The following is a 19741-nucleotide window of genomic DNA, read 5'->3' on the forward strand; positions in this document are numbered from 1 at the left end:
CTACTTGACGGGGTGCAGTTCAAAAGTGGCCATCTCTTTTACTGTCTATTGAAGGTTTCGACGGGCTTCTCCAGCTTAGGAGCTGATCTTGTTATGCTGATATTGCTCAAGTGACATCAGCACCTCACGCGGCTTACTGCCCTCATAAGGACCGATGACCCCACGAGCCTCCATAGAGTCAATCAACCGGGCTGCACGGGTATAACCGACCCGCATACGACGCTGCAGCAGCGACACTGAAGCCTGCTTAGCCTCTAGTACAATTTGTACGGCTTGCTCGTATAATTCATCCTGTGGCTCCTGATCCTCAGTGATTGTATCATCCACTTCAGGAACGATGGACTCATCGTATTCGGCTTCACCTTGACTGCTGACATATTGAACAATAGTCTCTACTTCTTGGTCACTCATAAAAGCTCCCTGTACACGAATAGGCTTAGATGCGCCCATTGGTAAGAACAACATATCACCTCGGCCTAACAACTTCTCTGCACCGGGCATATCCAGAATGGTACGTGAATCCACATTGGACGATACGCCAAAAGCGATCCGGGATGGAATATTAGCTTTAATTAAACCTGTGATGACATCTACTGAAGGACGTTGTGTAGCGATAATTAGATGAATCCCTGCCGCCCGCGCCATTTGTGCAAGTCGGCAAATCGCATCCTCAACATCATTGGCTGCAACCATCATCAAATCCGCAAGCTCGTCCACAATAACAACGATATACGGTAGAATAGCCGCTGGATTCTCAGCCATTAGCTTATTATAACCTTCCATATTCCGTGTTCCCGATTTGGAGAATAGCTCATAACGCTTCTCCATTTCGACTACGATCTTCTTCAAGGCTAGGCTTGCCCGCTTTGGATCTGTGACAACCGGAGCCAAAAGATGGGGAATTCCGTTATACACATTCAGCTCGACCATCTTAGGATCGACCATGAGGAATTTGACCTCATCAGGTTTAGCTTTGTATAAGATGCTTGTTATAATCCCGTTGATACAGACTGATTTACCGGAGCCAGTTGCACCGGCCACCAATAAATGGGGCATCTTAGCCAGATTGCCGATAATGGTCTGGCCGGAAATATCACGGCCAAAAGCAATCGATAATCTGGATTCAGCCTCCTGAAAAATCTGTGTTTCCATAACTTCGCGCATGGTAACAATAGACACTTCAGAGTTCGGAACTTCTATCCCGATCGCAGATTTACCCGGAATCGGTGCTTCCATCCGAATGTCTTTGGCTGCAAGTGCAAGGGCAATGTCATCCGTCAGATTTACAATACGGCTAACCTTAACCCCAATATCCGGTTGTATCTCATATCTTGTAACAGCTGGGCCTCTTACTACCTCCAGCACTTTAGCTCGTACCCCAAAGCTTTCAAGTGTTGCTTCTAATTTACGGGCTGTCTGCATATAATCATTCTGATCTCCAGCTTTGCCACCATTGTTAGGTTTGGCTAAAAGACGGAACGATGGCAGCTTATATGGCTTCGGTGGCGGTGGTGCTGGAGGAGCGGGAATAATCTCTCCATCTGGAGAAGCACCTAGCAGGCCTTCCAAGTCAATACTTACATTCTCCTCAGACTCATCCGTAGGCTGCTGCTTAGCGGCATTAGCTCCGGCTACAGCAGGTTTAGCTGCTTCACCACGAGCTGCGGGTGAGAATTCACTCCACTCTTCCCGATCTTCTTCGTTTAAACCTTCTGAACGGATATGTTCAAAGAAATCTCGAATAATAGGCGTCACAGGTTCAATATCCAGATCCGCATCGTCAAAATCATGATCGATATCCTCTAATGGAATTACACGGCTATCTGGTGTTAATCCCGAAATAATCGGACCGCTCGAAGCACTTGTCACAATTGGACCCTGATCGTCATCCTCAGGATCTGCTTCCACCTGTGAACGCGTGGAACCTGAGAACCAGCCAGATATTTTTTTCAAAAGGACAGGTTGTTTGCGATTAGGCAGATACCGATCGTCTTCGTCTTCTTCATCCTCGTCATCATAGACAGGCTGCTTCACCTGCCGAGCTTTAGCTGGAGCAGCGGCTCTAGATGGTCTCGCCGCTACTGGGACCGCCTTCGGGCGATTTGCAGCATGGAGACGAATCCCCTCCACAAACTTAACCGATCGCACTCGCAAAAGCGTAAAAATCTCCACATATGACAAGTTGGTAATTAGCATAAAGCTGATCGCCAGCATGACGATCATAAGCAGCTTAGCGCCCAGACTGCCAAAAAGCCATAACAGCGCTGCATACTCCAACCCGCCGATGTAACCTCCGCTTATATCCTTACCCAGCATATAGACATTGCTGTCGTTCGAGCCAGGTGAAAGTGATCCCGAAAGATCATTATGTATTTGTGTCATTACATTGCCAGGATGTAACAAAGACAACGGGCCAAGCTTCTGCTCCATTGCAGATATTGTGCTCATAAGGCACATAGACAACAGAAGCAGAAGCACGCCAGTATGCCTGCTGTTCCACGAGGAAGGCCATCTTCGATGGATCATAACCATAAGTCCATAAAAAATGCCGACAAGCGGCAACACAAAATAAAATCTCCCTAATAAGTAACCCGCCATACTTGAAAGTGAGCGCCCTACGGCTGCTTCACCAGACAGTGCAATGACGGAAATAGTTATTAATAAAATTCCATATATTTCATATTTTAAAACGCTGCCGAGCAGCGCTTTTTTCTTCTTCTTTTTTCGTTTAGCCACGCCAGCCACCCCCGGAACAACATTATACCATATAATGGCGTGGCGTACCTATGTTCTCTTTTGTCAGAAATTGAATCTTTATGTTAATGTAATTATCGCACCTGGAGAGAACGCCGGATCTAGATAACGGTTCAGTGGACAATCCAATAATCTCACGATCCGCGCACGCCCTTCCTCCATCGGTTCTACCTGCATCAGCATGCCCTGCACACTCACTTCTCGGGTTGTTGCATAATTGTTAAATGCCCCCTCCCACACCTGTTCCATTGCAACTACTGTGTACAGTGTCATTGCGTAATCCCTCCTGGAGTCGATGCAGAGAAATCTCCGCCGATCATTCGGTTGAGATGCGCTAGAGCCGCTCCGATCCCGCCGACCTCATCCATAAGGCCATATTTAACGGCATCCAAGCCCCCCACAGCCGTCCCGATATCACGATTGAGCTCACCTGTCTTAAACATGAGATCACGGAACTGTTCTTCAGAAATACGCGAATGGGAAGTCACAAATTTAACGACACGTTCCTGCATTTTCTCCATATACTCGAACGTTTGCGGCACTCCGATCACTAAACCATTCATACGAATCGGATGAATCGTCATCGTTGCACTTTCGGCAATGATCGAATAAGTGGAGGAAACTGCAATCGGCACCCCGATACTATGCCCGCCTCCAATGACCACGGTTACCGTTGGCTTGGAGAGGGATGCAATCATTTCCGCAATTGCTAATCCCGCTTCTACATCTCCACCTACCGTATTTAAAATGATAAGCAGACCTTTGATGTTTTTATTCTGCTCAGCAGCCACCAGCTGTGGAATGATATGCTCATACTTTGTTGTTTTGTTCTGTGGAGGCATTACAATATGTCCTTCAATCTGACCAATAATCGTTAAGCAAAAAATATCAGGCTCTCCACTTGGGACTACCGTTTGTCCAAGCTCCTTAATCGCTCCCATTGCAGTGGGCGGCATATTTTCATTAGGATTCGGATTAGTTTCTCCTGGGACAACTTCCTCATTTTTTGCTCCATTTGATCCTTCGATGTAGTTCATCTTCGCAGCTCTCCCTTGTCATATGCAGCTCTAGTCTGCTGTTGCCTTACTAACAATCCTTAGTATGACATTTCAGGGTGCTGCCTTATGCAATTTTCAGCTTATGAAGTAATTATGACATGCAAAAACCCCTTCTCCCGAGGAAACCGTCCAATATTTCCGGGGAAAAGGGGCTCAGCCCTAGCTATATATTCTTTGAAGGAGAAACTCTCCTTACACTTCCATGATAATTGGCAAAATCATCGGTCTGCGGCGCGTTTGTTCATATAAGAAACGGCCCAGCGAATCTTTTACGCTTGTTTTTAGGGAAGCCCACTCATTTACTTTTTCACTCATCAGGCGTTGCAATGTACTGGATACAATTCGGTTAGCTTCGTCGAGCAGTCCTTCGGACTCCCGAACATAAACGAAACCACGTGAAATGATGTCAGGTCCAGAAACAATGGCACCATTCTGTTTGCTAAGTGTAACCACGACAACCAAGATACCGTCTTGAGACAGCAGCTTACGGTCACGCAATACAATGTTACCCACATCGCCTACACCTAGTCCGTCAATCAATACGTTACCAGCCGTTACTTTACCAGCTTTACGAGCGGCACCGCCTTGGATCTCAACAATTTCACCGATTTCAGTGATGAAAATGTTCTGTGGATCTACGCCAACGGATTCTGCCAGCAAAGCATGTTTGCGTTGCATGCGGAATTCACCGTGGATCGGAATGAAGAATTTCGGCTTCATGAGGTTGAGCATAAGCTTAAGTTCTTCTTGGCTACCGTGACCGGATACGTGAACGCCGGAGTTGGAACCGCTGTAAATCACATCAGCACCAAGACGGAACAATTCATCGATGGTACGGCCTACATATTTCTCATTACCTGGTACAGGTGTTGCCGCAATAATAACGGTATCGCCTGGCAGGATATCTACTTTACGATGACTGGAACGCGCCATACGTGTCAATGCAGACATTGGCTCGCCTTGGCTGCCTGTGCAAAGAACAACGACACGATTAGCTGCCATTCTATTCATTTCTTCTGGTTCGATCAGCATACCGTCAGGTACGTTCAGATACCCAAGCTCAGAAGCGATAGATACAACGTTAACCATACTACGGCCAATTACTGTAATCTTACGACCCGTGGATTCTGCTGCATTAACCACTTGCTGAATACGGTGCACATTGGAAGCAAAAGTTGCTACAACGACACGTTGCTCAGCTTTGCGGAAAATATCTTCCAGCACAATACCGACATTCTTCTCAGAAGGGGTAAAGCCTGGTTTCTCAGCATTCGTACTATCCGACAAAAGAGCAAGCACGCCCTTTTGGCCAATCTCTGCCATCCGATGCAGATTTGCAAATTGACCGTTGACTGGGGTGTGGTCAAATTTGAAATCGCCCGTATGAACAACATTTCCTTCCGGAGTCTCAATGCATACACCCACGGAATCAGGAATGCTGTGATTGGTTCTAAAGAAAGTTACCTTAAGTGAGTTCCCCAATTGAATTTCTGAATCTTCGTTGATCAGAATCCGTTTGGTGTCACCCAGCAGGTTCGCTTCCTTCAATTTGTTCTCTACAAGGCCTAAAGTTAATCTTGTTCCATAGACTGGAACATTCAAATTCTTCAGGACATAAGGCAGACCACCGATGTGATCCTCGTGTCCGTGAGTAAGCACAATACCTCTTACCTTGTCACGGTTCTCTGTCAAATACGAGATATCAGGAATTACGATGTCAATACCGAGCATATCCTCTTCCGGAAACTTGAGTCCCGAATCCACGACTACAATGTCAGCTCCGTATTGAATAACATACATGTTTTTCCCGATTTCTCCGACTCCGCCCAATGCGAAAATCGTCAATTTATCGTTGTTGTTTTTTTTGGACAAATGAATCTAACCCTCCTATGATGTTGGACGTCATACTTTTATTGGTAAATATCGAACTTCGATTATTTCAGCGGCGCTGAACACATTCTTCAAACAGCTAATAACTTCCAATCAACAAGGAAATTCCTGAAATCTGTAAAATGCGCAATGCGAAAGCTCCCGATTCCGGGCAGTAAAGTTCATATTGAAGCGGACAAACGCCGTCAAAATTCACCGTCGCGCCCCTCGCGCGAAGACATGTCATTTATTTAAACAGACTCATCTTGGGACCTATCCTGTCTCACAATGTATTACATTGACGGAAGATTACCGCATATTTAATTTTAACCGCACCCAGTCACTTAAGATCATTATACATGATTTTTTTGGCAAAAGACAAGTCATCCGCCTCGTATCCAAATTCTTTCCTTAAATTCGCCTCAATATTTCAGAAAAAAAATATAAATGCAAAAACCGGCTTCCCCAATAGAGTAGCCGGTTTAGAACGTTCATCATCAATGATTAATTCTTAGTGAAATAGTCCTTCAATAAAAGCCGCTTCCGCTTCCGTTGGCGAAATAAGTGGCAATCTGACTCCGCCCACAGGGATCCCCTTGAGTCCTAAAGCATATTTTACTGCTGATGGATTGGGCAGCGGTTGTGGGCATTCAAACATTCCTTTAAAAATCGGGAACAGCTGGCGATGAATCTCTCCAGCAAGCTGAACATTGCCGGAGGTATAAGCGTAAATCATTTCTGACATCTGCGCACCAACCACATGGCTAGATACACTTATAATTCCGTATCCACCAACAGCCAGACTGGCAAGACCCGAGGCATCATCACCTGTATATACACGGAAATCATCTGAACAAGCAGAGGCAATAAGTGTTACCTGATCCACAGACGCGCATTCTTTCGTAGCAATGATGTTCGGAATCTCAGCAAGTCGCAGGGTAGTGGCCACGCTCATACTTACACCTGTTCGACCTGGAACATTATATAGAATCACTGGTAATGAAGTCTCTGAAGCAATCGTGGAAAAATGCTGATAAAGACCTTCCTGATTCGGTTTATTATAATAAGGAACGACCAAAAGCACTCCATCTACACCTATTTTCTCTGCTTCCTTCGTCAGATGAATGGAATGTTTCGTGTTATTGCTGCCAGTTCCAGCAATAACTTTACAACGTCCATTCGCCTTTTCCAGCACAAAAGAAAACAGCTGCAGCTTTTCCTCATCGCTTAACGTAGGCGATTCCCCTGTCGTTCCGCAGACAACCAAAGCCTCTGATTTCTGTACCTCAATTAAATAATCGACAAGCTGTGAAGTTACATCCCAGTTGATTTCTCCATCCCCATCAAAAGGGGTTACCATGGCTGTTATTAATCTTCCGAAATCCACTTTGAATTCCTCCTTGTCAGCGGTGCAATTCAAACATAGCATGCAGCGAACGCAAGGACTGCACCATATCTTCTTTTTTCACAAGCACCCATATCGTTGTATTCGAATCTGCGGATTGTAGAATTTGAATGTTTTGCGAGCTAAGCGCCTCAACGATGCGCGCCATAATACCAGGCACACCGTTAATTCCTCCCCCGATAACAGAAACTTTGGCACAACCCGATAAACTCTTAGGTCGCAAACCCAGCTGTTGCAGAGCAGAAATAGCCTTCTCTGATTTGTCATCAAAAACCGTATAAAGAGCTTCCGTAGGTGTTACATTAATAAAATCAACGCTTATCCCGTTATCTGCCATACTCTTAAAGATTTGCAATTGCACTCCGGTTCCGTTACCGTCCGGGCATTCCACAGAAATCTGTGTAACGTTGCTGACATAAGCAATCCCTGTAACGAATCGATCCACAATACCCCCTGCTTGGATATCGTTAAATCCTTCTGGATTCGTAACCAGCGTACCTTCAGCTTCTGAAAAGGTTGAACGAACACGAACTGGAATCTGTGCCTGCATAGCAATCTCAACCGCACGTGGATGAATGACTTTTGCTCCCTGATGAGCCATATTGCAAATTTCTGTATAACTAACGTAAGTTAATGGCTTAGCATCTTCAACGATCCGTGGATCAGCTGTAAGTATCCCGTTAACATCCGTATAAATATCCACCATATCAGCATGAAGAGCAGCACCAAGTGCTGTAGCAGAGGTATCACTACCGCCACGGCCTAAAGTTGTTAAATCACCCGCTTCAGTCTGGCCCTGGAACCCGGTAACAATAACCACTTTATCCTCACGCAGCTCACGGAGAATGCGTTCCGGACGTACATCCAGAATTCTGGCATTGCCATAGTTGCTGTCTGTCAGAAATCCTGCCTGAGCTCCCGTTAATACTGTAGAAGCGATACCTTCATTCTCCAACAGCCCACATAGAGTAGTAGCTGAAATAATTTCACCGCAGCACATCAGGAGATCTTTTTCCCGGTCAGGAAGTGCATCTCCGTTCTGCACGGCCCAATCCAGCAAAGTGTCTGTTGCGTAAGGCTCTCCGCGACGGCCCATGGCCGATACAACAATAACAAGACTGTAGCCACTTGCCAGCTCTCTTTTGACATTGCGGATTACGTGTTCTCTAGCTTGCGGTGTGGATAGCGATGTTCCTCCGAATTTTTGTACCAGAATACCCATGTATAATTCCCCCATTATTATCAAAGCAAACACACTAATCATTCGTGAAAAGATTACGGTACGTGAGCTTATTCGTTAAGTAAGTTGTTAAATGGCTGTACCGCCCTCGAACCTGAGGACGGTAGCAATATTGCTTATATTTTTTTGATAGCAATGAACTTAGCTGTTTCCACTACGTTATCTTGGCACTTCTCATTGCTCATTTGGTGCATCTCCCCTTTTATTGTCCACAACAAAATCAGCCGAGCTCTGTTAATTTTCTATGCTGAATGAAACCGTTCGATGATCATCGGCTGTAGTTGTTTACCTTGCAAAGCGGCATAGCAAGCTTCCGGGATAAGATCCATGCGTGCCACGAGCGAGTTAGGTTTACCCTCAGGGTTATCTTGACCGAATGGTACAAAATAAATATGTTTAGCCACCAGAAGCTTAGCAATATTTGCGGCATTTAGGCCCAATCCATCATTTGTAGATATCGCTAGAACTAGTGGACGTCCGTTGCGCATCTGCGATTTAGCTGCCATTAGCACGGGACTATCCGTCATGGCATTAGCCAGTTTACTCGTTGTATTTCCTGTGCAAGGTGCTATTGTCAGCACATCCAGCAGCTTGGAAGGACCCAGCGGCTCCGCTTCAACAATTGTAGAAATGATATCATTCCCTGTTATATCTTTCAACTGTTTTAACCAATTTTGCGATGTCCCAAAGCGGGTGTCTGTTCCTAGTACAGATGCTGAAACTATAGGTACTACGTTTGCTCCCCCGTCTACGAAGCGCTGAATTTGTGGCATTACCTCAGCAAAAGTGCAATGAGATCCAGTGATCGCATACCCTACTGTTTTTCCGTGCCAATCCATTTTATTCGTCCCCCTTGATTAAAGCCTCGTCCGAAATCGACTGTACCAGCGCATTTGCCATAATAATCCCAGCGCTTTTTGGAGCTACAATGCCAGGGAGTCCTGGAGCCAGCATCGCCTTAATCCCACGTTTTTCAGCATAACGAAAGTCACAACCGCCTGGTGCAGATGCCAGATCAATAATTACGCAATGCGGCGCAAGCCGCGAGAGCACCTGAGCGGTGATGATCATACTTGGTATCGTATTAAATATAAGATCCACATCCGGTACGTGAAGCAGCAGCTCACTGGTCATAAAAGGCTTCCAGCCCATTTCCTCAGCACGTGCATAATGTTCTTGTTTTCTGACACCAACCTTTACACTAGCCCCCAGTCCCTGTAGACTTCGAGCCATTGTAAATCCAGTTCTACCTAAACCAAGCACCATTGATTTCGAGCTGTGAATCGTAAAATCCGTGTTCTGAATGGCCATTACCAGCGCTCCCTCCGCTGTCGGGATAGAGTTGTAAATAGCCACATCATCACGATTAAGCAGTTCGATTAACTTTAGTGAGTGCTTGGTACACATCCCGCGCAAGTAACTTTTAGCCATACCGGTATACACTAAACAATCGGATGGCAGCGCAGTGAAATGCTCCTCCAGAATCGTTAAACGCTCAGAAGAAAATAGAGCACTAATATTTCCTTCATCATCACAGCCTACCGTAGGCAACACTAATACATCTGCATTACTTAGCAGCTCTACCGTCAATTGTTCCAGGCTCACCCCTGGGCTAGGGGTCTCCCACTTATCGAACCCGGCAGCGCTTACCGTCGCATCCAATTCCACACATTTCCGAATCACTTCAAGCTGTCTCGCGTCCCCGCCCAGGAACACGATCCTGACGCCAGTAAGCATAGGGATGACGCTCCTTTCAACATACACTATCGACTATAAAGCATCTTATGCTGGGCATAGTTAATGGGTGAAGAGCGGAAATGAAATCCCCGGCACGCATGGCTGATGGCTGATGAGCAGATGGCTTACGGCTGATGAGTTACGGACCGAGATGCAACTATTTGTGTATTTTTTGTCTTTTAGGAGGAGTTTCGGACTGGAGAGCTCTTATTCGACATAAACAGGTTCGATATCAGGTGTTTTTATCCAATAGTGACACTGGGGTCCGAAAACAGCCAAATTAAGAAGATTTGTTGTTAATAAGAGCGCTGAGGTCCGATAGGGGCTTCGTTTTTAATTTGACGGTAGGGTTAGAGTTGTGGCAGAGCGCCAATGAAAATGCTGAGTTTATTCGATGGGGAAATCGGATGTAGTTGGAGTAGCAGATAGCACTTTATAAAATGCTATCTGCATAACAATCGAAGAAAATAATGTTTTTGATAATTAACTCTGCATAACAAAAAAAGCTCACGAATCATGCCTTGGGCATGAATTCGTAAGCTTTTTAAATGAATTATATCAACAATCTTATTTGCCAGTATGACCAAAGCCTCCGGCTCCGCGTTGTGTTTCGGACAACTCTTCCACTTCCACCAAATTAACCACTGGAACAGCTTGAAATACCATTTGGGCAATCCGCTCATTGCGAGCGATAGCAAACGGCTCCTGCCCCAGATTGATCAAGAGTACTTTGATCTCTCCGCGGTAATCAGCGTCTATAGTTCCAGGTGTATTCAAGCAGGTAATCCCGTGCTTCAAGGCCAGTCCACTACGCGGACGGATCTGCGCTTCAAGCCCCTCTGGCATAGCCAGTGAAATCCCTGTTGGAATTAAAGCACGCTCTCCTGGTGCAAGTACAATTTCACCCGCAACTGCAGCATAAAGATCATAACCGGAAGCTTGCTCCGACATTTTACAAGGAAGATTTACATCCTCGTTTCCAGTAAGTTTATTGATTTGTACGTAATAAGACAAGATCATCTCTCCTAACATTTGCAATAGCTTTATCTGATGAGCCTACCATCGCTAAAGAAAGCGGCTCCGCGAACATATGGTCCAGCACACTGTTGATATTGTCCATCGTCACTAGCTGAATTTTGGCGATCATATCGTCCAATGTATTATGTCTTCCGAGCATAAGTTCATTTTTTCCGATACGGTTCATTCGGCTGCTAGTGCTTTCGAGACTAAGAATGAGACTGCCTTTAAGCTGCTCCTTGCCTTTTCTCAGCTCATCTTCACTGAGGCCGTTGGTAGCAAGTTCGTACATCATTTCCTTGATTAACTCCATGACATCTTTTGTTTGCTTGGGCGCTGTACCGGCATAGACCGTAAACAGACCAGAATCTGCCTGGGAGCTGTGATAGGAATACACCGAATAAGCTAATCCGCGTTTTTCACGAATTTCCTGGAACATACGGGAGCTCATCCCTCCGCCTACGGCATTATTGATCAGCACCATAGCATATTGCAAGGGATCGCCAGAACGTACGCCAGGCAAGGAAAGACAGATGTGATTCTGCTCTGTTTTCTTGCGGTGAAATAAGAGTTCTCCATAGTAATCTGGTGGAGTCAGCGGCGCACTTGTACCATGATTATCAAAAGAACCAAAATGCTGTTCCAGCAGTTCGATCAATCCATCACTAATGTTGCCGGCTACACTTATAACCGTATTCTCAATCGTGTATTGTTCCTTCATATACGCCCGAAGATCATCCGGCTTCATCTCCATCAGCCGTTCCTTCAAGCCAAGGATGGAATACGCTAGCGGATGGTCCTTGTAGGCAGCAGCACACATCAAATCATGTACAAGATCATCCGGCGTGTCTTCGCACATGGAGATTTCCTCAAGGATGACATTCTTTTCTTTCTCCAGCTCTTCAGCGTCCATCCGTGAACGGAAGAACATATCCGCTAATACATCTACAGCGATGGGCAGATGCTCATCCAGTACTTTAGCATAATAACATGTATATTCCTTTGAGGTAAACGCATTTACATTGCCCCCGATGGCGTCAAACTGCTCAGCAATATCCTTGGCGCTGTACCGATCCGTACCTTTAAAAAGCATATGTTCTACAAAATGGGATATCCCGTTGTTTCCAGGGTGTTCATTCCGAGAGCCTGTCTTTACCCAGATTCCGAAAGAAACGGACCGGCCAGTCGGGATTTTCTCCATTACCACTCGTAAACCATTGGATAACACTATTTTTTCCACTTCAAGTCCTCCTGGCAAATAGCCATGTTCTATCTAATTTAATTACACGTGCCTATAATCCTACCAGAAATACAGCTCTCACTCAACATTAGAGGGGATCAGCCGCTCTGCTGAGAGCGTTTGACTAACTGTACCTAACTGCAACCCTTTTGCTTTGATTCCACGTATCATGGCCCTCAGAGCTTTGGAGGATGAGGCTGTGGGATGCATTAAGACTAGAGTGCCTGGTTCCGCTTTGCTTGTGATTTTGGCAACTACAGATTCAGGAGAAGGATTACGCCAATCCACGGTATCCACGGTCCATAGTACGGTCTTGAGCCCTAAACTGCTGGCAATTTCTACTGTCTCCTGATCGAAATCACCAGAAGGGGGTGCGAACCATTTATTAGTGACTCCAAGCGATTCCTTTAACAGCTTTTGTGTCTTCTCAATTTCTACAGTAGCTCGCGCACGACTTAAAGTACTCATATTAGGGTGGGTATAAGCATGATTCTCCATCTCATGACCACGTTTTAGCATTTCTTTAGCCAGCTCCGGATTTTTACTCAGCCAGCTCCCATCCAGAAAAAACGTAACTTTAACGTTCTCTTCATCCAAAACATCCAACATTGGCACAATGTACTCATTTCCCCACGCCACATTAATCATCAACGATACCATCGGTTTGGCCGGATTCCCACGATATATGGGTTCAGCTCCCAGTTGATTCAGTGATATCTGTGGTTCAATCTGCCGATACATAAATTTTATAGGTTCTTTTGGCGCCAAAAGAGCATTCCGATATGTACTCTCTACATCAATCTCAAGTCCGTTATAACCCGGAATCGCCTTCCATACCCGATCAACCACGGCATTCACTGGAGGGGCATTAAGTTTGGCTGCGGCGGTCTCAATCCGTGTCCGAAGATCATTGTTCTCCGGCTTAGAAATATCCTTCCACACAGCTAGGTCATCCTGCGGCTTCAATTGCGCAAGCATGTCCTTTACCGGTCCCTGAGTGCTGCCAATTCCTATCACGATCGCAATACAAGCAACCACTAAAGCCACTTTTTCCGTCTTCATGACGACTTCCTCCCCGGCAGAAACGACTTGTAGTCCGTTCCACACGAATACAAAGACACTTTGTCCCAATCTATGAGACAAGAGAGGAATTTATGTCATAAGAACAGAGGCAAGAGGCGTGATAGTGATGCACTTTACTTTATTTCATATAAAAAAAGAGCCAGAACGCAATCGCTTCTGTCTCCTTTTATTATGCTATTAGGTACTTTAGAAAAGGTACCTCTACAATTGAAACTTAAGCTTTAGCTCCAGTTTCCGAAGTCAATACCGCTTTACGCGACAGGTTAACCCGGCCTTGTTGGTCGATTTCGGTAACTTTAACGGTAATTGTATCCCCGACAGCTACAACATCTTCAACCTTAGCTACGCGCTCAGTGGACAATTGGGAAATGTGTACCAATCCGTCTTTACCCGGAATTAGTTCAACAAATGCTCCGAATTTCTCAATACGTCTAACTGTACCCACATAGATTTCTCCGACTTGTACTTCACGCACTAGTCCTTCGATAATCGAACGTGCCTTTTGGATCATCTCTTCATCTGAAGAACCGATAAAGACACGGCCATCTTGTTCGATGTCGATTTTTACGCCGGTTTCTTCAATAATTTTATTGATAATCTTACCACCAGCACCGATAACATCACGGATTTTATCCGGATTGATGTTGATAATAATAATTTTTGGAGCATATTTGGACAGATTAGGTCTTGGCGCAGAGATCGCTTCATTCATTTTGTCCAAGATGAACAGACGGCCTTCTTTAGCCTGCTGAAGTGCATCCTGAAGAATGTTGCGGTCGATACCGGCAATCTTAATGTCCATTTGAATAGCTGTAACACCTTCTGCTGTACCAGCTACCTTGAAGTCCATATCTCCGAGGTGATCTTCCATACCTTGAATATCCGTCAGGATGGAGACATGCTCTCCGTCTTTGATCAGACCCATTGCTACTCCGGCTACTGGTGCTTTGATTGGCACACCAGCGTCCATCATAGCCAGAATGCTGGCACAGATACTTGCCTGGGAAGTAGAACCGTTAGATTCAATCGCTTCTGATACTAGACGAATCGTGTACGGGAATTCAGTTTCACTAGGAATAACCTTGGATAATGCACGTTCTCCAAGTGCTCCATGACCGATTTCACGGCGTCCTGGTGCTCTAAGCGGACGAGCTTCCCCTACGCTGAACGGCGGGAAGTTGTAATGGTGCATGAAACGTTTTGTTTCAGTAGGATCGATTCCGTCGAGAATTTGTACATCACCTAGTGCTCCAAGGGTACAAACGCTAAGGATTTGTGTTTGTCCACGTGTAAACAGACCGGAACCGTGTGTACGCGGTAACAGACTTGTATCACATTCAATCGGACGGATTTCATCAAGTTTACGTCCATCTGGACGAACCTTATCATGTGTGATTAGACGTCTTACTTCATCCTTCACGATATCATGTAGGACTTCTTTAACATCTTTCAGAAGCTCCGGTGCTTCTATGTACTTCTCTACGAAATACGCAACCGCTTCATCATTAACGACATCAATCGCTTCCTGACGCGCATGTTTTTCAGCTATTTTAACGGCTTCCACCAGACGAGCCTCAGCAAATGCACGGACCTCAGTATTCACGTCAGCATTCACTGTATGCAGCTTCACAGCCATTTTTTCTTTACCAGCCACTTTAACCAGTTCTTCAATGGTTGCAACGATCTTGCGGATTTCATCATGACCGAACATAATCGCTTCGAGCATCACATCTTCCGTCACTTCGTTCGCTTCTGCTTCAACCATCATGATTGCATCCTTCGTTCCAGCAACCACTACATAAACATCACTGATTGCTTGCTGAGACATATCCGGATTGATCACAAACTCTCCATTAATCCGACCTACAGCAACGCCGCCGATGGGTCCATCAAAAGGCACATCGGAAATACTAAGTGCAGCTGAAGTACCGATCATAGCAGCAATATCTGGTGCGCAGTCCTGATCCACACTCATTACCATGTTCAATACCTGAACATCGTTACGAAATCCTTCAGGGAACAGTGGTCTGATTGGACGGTCTGTCAAACGACTTGACAGAATCGCTTTCTCACTCGGTCTACCTTCCCGTTTAATAAATCCGCCAGGAATTTTACCTACCGCATATAATCTTTCCTCATAGTTAACTGTAAGCGGGAAAAAATCCAGATCCTTAGGCTCTTTCGAAGCCGTAACGGTACATAATACCGAAGTATCCCCGTAACGCACCATAACAGCTGCATTTGCTTGTTTAGCCAGGCGGCCCGTTTCCAGCACAAGGCGTCTTCCACCCAGCTGCATTTCTACACGTTTTTCCATAAATACCTCCTTGAATAGTAGTAGACCCGCAGTCTAAAATAGCAGGTTCACATATCGATCTAAATGAATTGGAAAGGCTTGTCCCAAAGGGAGGCTACCTATTCTGTATGCATATAAGAAGAAACGGCTGGGCCTTACTGAAAAGTAAAGTCGCCGTTTTTGCGAATAATCTCATCGATCCTAATATTAAGTTTTCCCTAAATTTTCAAAAAGCAACCCAGCTGTCCCGCTGTCGCTCCGAGAAGGACATACGGTATACAACCAGGCTGCTTTAAGAGTAATCTTATGGAAAATTAACGACGCAATCCCAGTCTTTCGATCAGGGCGCTGTAACGTCTGATGTCTTTGTTTTTCAAATACGCCAGAAGTTTACGACGTTGTCCAACCATTTTCAACAATCCGCGACGGGAGTGATGATCTTTCTTGTGCGTACGCAAGTGGTCAGTCAAATTAACGATGTTCTCCGTTAGGATAGCAACTTGCACCTCAGGGGATCCAGTATCGGATTCGTGAGTTTTGTGCTCGTCGATCAATTGATGTTTACGTTCTTGAGTTAATGCCATCCTGTTCACCTCCTTCAATATAATCGCCACTAGCCTCGTCACCGTCGGTGAGAACGTGCAACCAAGCTAAGGTTATGATGCTGTAAGCCAGCAACGTTACTTAGTATAGCATCTCCATTAACAAAAGTAAACGGCTTGTCCGGGATGACTATAAATTATACTCCAGAATCTTCTTCGCGGTTTCTGCATCCTCGCCAATCTGAGTAATCAATGCCCCAATGGAGTCAAACTTCCGTTCTGGACGAATGTAAGATACCAATTCTACCTTAAGCTCTTGATCATACAGGTCACCCTCGAAGTCAAACAGATGTACCTCAAAGCTCGGAGTCAACACACCCTCATGAAAGGTTGGTTTAACGCCCACATTCATAACCCCGTACAGAACTTTATCCTTATAAAAGACTCGAACCGCATATACACCTTTGGTTGGAATGACAAAATGATCACTGAGCTTCAAATTGGCAGTTGGAAAACCAATTGTGCGGCCTCTCTTCTCACCATGCCCCACTTCACCACGCAGATGATAGCAACGTCCGAACCAGGAGTTTGCCAGTCCCAGATCTCCATTTTGGAGACTTTTGCGAATGCCGGAGCTGCTAACCTTTTCGCCTTCAAGCAGAAAAGGAGGAGCAACTTCCACATTCATAACACCTTCACCCAGCTTACGAAGCATCTCAACATCGCCTTCACCTTGGTAGCCAAAGCGAAAGTCAAAGCCAACAACTGCAGTTACAATATGTAGCGGCAAAAGCATAACAGAGACAAAATTCTGTGGACTAACCCGGGAAAGCTGCTCATTAAATTCAATAACATACAGGATATCTACACCCATGCTGGCAAGAATCTCTTGCTTTTCAAAGGGTGGCGTCAAGTACCCTTCATAATCCCCCTTACCCATAACATCTTTGGGATGAGGATGAAATGTAAGGACTGCAGCCGGCACACCTTGTTTACGGGCTAAGGCCACAGCGGATGTAATGACACTGGCATGTCCACGATGCAGGCCGTCAAACTGCCCTAGAGCAGCCACTTGAGGTTGTGCCCATTCGGCAGCAGTCTCCGGCGACATCGGATAGGTTAACGTTACGGTTCTCACGCTGTTTCTCACCTACAATTCACTTGGTAAAATTGATTTAAGCTTGTGCAAACACTTTTACTGGGGCAATAGCACCTGTCTCTTCCAGCTCATAAATGCCAAGAAACAATCCCTGAAGATCGTATAGCCGAATTTGACCTGCTGTCTTCACTTCTGGAGCAATGAACCGCGAAGACAAACGTTGACCCTGCAGTGCTGCCTTCTTCTTCTCATCCATAACGGTATGCTTAGGCAAATGCGAAATTGCCTCATCAGCAGCGATTAAATGATCTTCTAATGTTCCGGCTTCCTTGTGCGCGGCAATATCCTCAAGGGATAAACAATGGCTGGCAGAAATTCCTGCCGACATTGTTCTCTCCAGCTTCACCATTACACCCGGCAGTCCAAGCGCACGACCGATATCAACACAAAGTGTTCGAATATACGTGCCTTTGGAGCATAATACCCGGAAAGTGATGTCGGGATGATTACCTTCCCAAGTCATATCCGTCATTTCGATTTCATAAATCTCTACTTCACGACTTTTTCGTTCAACGGTCTTGCCTTCTCTAGCCAATTCATAAAGACGTTTGCCATCCACTTTCACCGCAGAGTACATGGGAGGAACCTGAGAAATTACACCTTTGAAAGAGGCAAGCACTGCAAGAATCTCTTCCTCAGATACATGAACCTCATCTACAGTTTCCGTAATGGTTCCAGTTAAGTCTTCAGTATCACTGGACATCCCCAGTCTCAGTGTTGCCACATATTCTTTGGGCAGCTCCTGAATATACTCCACAACGCGAGTCGCACGTCCCAGACAAAGCGGCAATACACCAGTCACTTGGGGATCTAGTGTCCCCGTATGACCAATCCGTTTCATGCCGAGAATACGGCGTGCCTTGGCTACAACATCATGTGAAGTGAAGCCTGCCGGTTTATAAACCGCCAGAACACCTTCTAATTCACTCATAAATGACGTCTTACCTCCTCAAGCACCTGAGTTATTGCCTCTTCAAGCGTAGCTTCTATACGCGCACCTGCAGCACGGGTATGACCGCCGCCGCCAAACGTTTGCGCCAATGCAGCCACGTCTACTTTACCGGCAGAACGTAGGCTAACCTTGACCGCATGTTCATGAATAACTTTAAAAAGAATGCCTACTTCCACGCCCCGTATATTACGAGGGTAGTTTACGATTCCTTCCAAATCTTCATTAGCAGCAGCACATTCGATCATATGCTCGGGTGTAACATATAGCCAGGCAATATCCCCTTCAGGAGATAATTCCAGCGTATTTAAGGCTTTATTTAATATTTTAACCTGTGGCAGCGTCATTTCTTCAAGCAATGTCTCAGCGAGTTCAGGACCGTTAACTCCAAGGGATAATAGCTCAGATACAGCTGCCATTACTTTTGGTGATGTGTTGGTATAACGAAAACCACCGGTATCTGTTAACAGACCCGTATATATAGCTGTGGCGATATCAATATCCCATTCGATCTCGAATGTCTTCAGCAGGTCGAACAATATTTCCGCTGTCGCAGCTGCATCCGGTTTGATTAAATTAACGAATCCATAACCGTTATTTGTTGGATGGTGATCAATGTTCAGGATAAGAGCCTCATTCGCAAAATAGCAGTTTGTCAGCCCTACTCGCTGAAAATCCGCACAATCCACACAGATGACGTTGCTGTATTGACGGGGCGGTTCACTAGAGGCCATATTGATGATTTCATCCGAATGCCATAGGTATTCCATTCGCTTCGGGATCGGTCCTTCATTCAGCATAGTGTATTTTTTGCCCAGACATGAGAGAAGCCAGCCCACCGCAAGGGTGGAGCTGACTGCATCTCCGTCCGGCTGAACATGCGACACTACAAGGTAATCGTCGTGTTCCAGCAGAAACTCACGGGTCTGCTGGAGACTTTGTTCATAGCTCTGCATTCGCCGTCTCCTTTTTAAAGGTTGTTCAAAATAGCATAACGCTATTTTGAACCCCACTTTAATCACTTATTTCTAATCGTTCTTATGAAGCTCTCCAAGAAGCTTCTCAATATGACTGCCATAAGCGACAGATTCGTCGATCTTGAAGATCAGCTCCGGTGTATGCCGAAGGCGAATGGCCTTGCCAAGCTCTGAGCGAAGAAAACCATTGGCTTTCTCAATCGCTTTAAGCGAGTCTGCCTTCTGCTCTTCATCCCCGAACACGCTTAAGTATACCTTGGCTTGCGATAGATCGTTAGTCACATCTACGCCAGTTACAGTTACAAAACCGATTCGAGGGTCTTTCAGACCGCTTTGGATAAGTTGACTAAGCTCTTTCTTGATCTGCTCGCCGACTCGTCCTGCTCTAATTTTAGACATCTATATTCACCTCTTC

Annotated in this window: 17 protein-coding genes; all 17 read right to left on the bottom strand. The window is 45.6% G+C overall.

The features are described from left to right. Positions 1 to 75: 75 nt before the first annotated feature. Positions 76 to 2736: an FtsK/SpoIIIE family DNA translocase gene (locus tag NSQ50_RS18210; protein ID WP_076223198.1), complete on the bottom strand. Its 2661-nt coding sequence runs from the start codon at positions 2734 to 2736 to the stop codon at positions 76 to 78. A gap of 78 nt (positions 2737 to 2814) precedes the next feature. Next, positions 2815 to 3027, bottom strand: a complete 213-nt coding sequence (locus NSQ50_RS18215; RefSeq protein ID WP_036688432.1) for a YlzJ-like family protein — start codon at positions 3025 to 3027, stop codon at positions 2815 to 2817. Next, positions 3024 to 3791 (bottom strand): ClpP family protease, encoded by a 768-nt coding sequence (locus tag NSQ50_RS18220; RefSeq protein WP_076140992.1) that lies wholly within the window; start codon positions 3789 to 3791, stop codon positions 3024 to 3026. Before NSQ50_RS18220 ends, NSQ50_RS18215 begins: the two co-directional genes overlap by 4 nt. Positions 3792 to 4004: 213 nt before the next feature. Continuing rightward, positions 4005 to 5684 (bottom strand): ribonuclease J, encoded by a 1680-nt coding sequence (locus NSQ50_RS18225; RefSeq protein ID WP_036688436.1) that lies wholly within the window; start codon positions 5682 to 5684, stop codon positions 4005 to 4007. Positions 5685 to 6192: 508 nt separating this feature from the next. Beyond that, complete coding sequence (gene dapA, locus NSQ50_RS18230) at positions 6193 to 7068, bottom strand: 4-hydroxy-tetrahydrodipicolinate synthase (RefSeq protein ID WP_036688439.1); 876 nt, start codon at positions 7066 to 7068, stop codon at positions 6193 to 6195. A 16-nt stretch (positions 7069 to 7084) separates the two neighbouring features. Further along, entirely contained in the window at positions 7085 to 8308 is a 1224-nt protein-coding gene (gene dapG, locus NSQ50_RS18235; protein WP_036688442.1) for an aspartate kinase, read from the bottom strand. 260 nt (positions 8309 to 8568) lie between these two features. Next, entirely contained in the window at positions 8569 to 9165 is a 597-nt protein-coding gene (locus tag NSQ50_RS18240) for a dipicolinate synthase subunit B (RefSeq protein ID WP_036688443.1), read from the bottom strand. A 1-nt stretch (position 9166) separates the two neighbouring features. After that, positions 9167 to 10063 carry a dipicolinate synthase subunit DpsA gene (gene dpsA, locus NSQ50_RS18245; protein ID WP_036688445.1) on the bottom strand — a complete coding sequence of 299 codons (897 nt, stop codon included), beginning with the start codon at positions 10061 to 10063 and terminating at the stop codon, positions 9167 to 9169. Between the two features lie 567 nt (positions 10064 to 10630). After that, positions 10631 to 11077 (bottom strand): dUTP diphosphatase, encoded by a 447-nt coding sequence (gene dut / locus NSQ50_RS18250; RefSeq protein ID WP_170914171.1) that lies wholly within the window; start codon positions 11075 to 11077, stop codon positions 10631 to 10633. After that, complete coding sequence (locus NSQ50_RS18255) at positions 11052 to 12320, bottom strand: M16 family metallopeptidase (protein ID WP_036688449.1); 1269 nt, start codon at positions 12318 to 12320, stop codon at positions 11052 to 11054. The genes dut and NSQ50_RS18255 overlap by 26 nt, the downstream gene beginning before the upstream one ends. 78 nt (positions 12321 to 12398) lie before the next feature. Then, positions 12399 to 13382: a polysaccharide deacetylase family protein gene (locus tag NSQ50_RS18260; protein ID WP_076106339.1), complete on the bottom strand. Its 984-nt coding sequence runs from the start codon at positions 13380 to 13382 to the stop codon at positions 12399 to 12401. Between the two features lie 235 nt (positions 13383 to 13617). Then, positions 13618 to 15720, bottom strand: coding sequence for a polyribonucleotide nucleotidyltransferase (pnp, locus tag NSQ50_RS18265; protein WP_036688453.1), 2103 nt, complete (start codon positions 15718 to 15720; stop codon positions 13618 to 13620). Positions 15721 to 16013: 293 nt separating this feature from the next. After that, entirely contained in the window at positions 16014 to 16283 is a 270-nt protein-coding gene (rpsO, locus tag NSQ50_RS18270; RefSeq protein WP_036656390.1) for a 30S ribosomal protein S15, read from the bottom strand. A 148-nt stretch (positions 16284 to 16431) separates the two neighbouring features. Continuing rightward, a complete protein-coding gene (locus tag NSQ50_RS18275; RefSeq protein ID WP_038571921.1) occupies positions 16432 to 17379 on the bottom strand; it encodes a bifunctional riboflavin kinase/FAD synthetase in 948 nt (315 codons plus the stop codon). 37 nt (positions 17380 to 17416) lie between these two features. Beyond that, the gene (gene truB, locus NSQ50_RS18280) at positions 17417 to 18331 is read right to left on the bottom strand and encodes a tRNA pseudouridine(55) synthase TruB (RefSeq protein WP_076140993.1); all 915 of its coding nucleotides are present in this window, start codon (positions 18329 to 18331) and stop codon (positions 17417 to 17419) included. Continuing rightward, positions 18328 to 19305, bottom strand: coding sequence for a DHH family phosphoesterase (locus NSQ50_RS18285; protein ID WP_076140994.1), 978 nt, complete (start codon positions 19303 to 19305; stop codon positions 18328 to 18330). Before NSQ50_RS18285 ends, truB begins: the two co-directional genes overlap by 4 nt. A 72-nt stretch (positions 19306 to 19377) precedes the next feature. Next, entirely contained in the window at positions 19378 to 19725 is a 348-nt protein-coding gene (rbfA, locus tag NSQ50_RS18290; RefSeq protein WP_036688461.1) for a 30S ribosome-binding factor RbfA, read from the bottom strand. Between the last annotated feature and the right edge of the window lie 16 nt (positions 19726 to 19741).

It is taken from the genome of Paenibacillus sp. FSL R10-2788, from assembly GCF_038003885.1.
Taxonomy (GTDB): domain Bacteria; phylum Bacillota; class Bacilli; order Paenibacillales; family Paenibacillaceae; genus Paenibacillus_AQ; species Paenibacillus_AQ odorifer.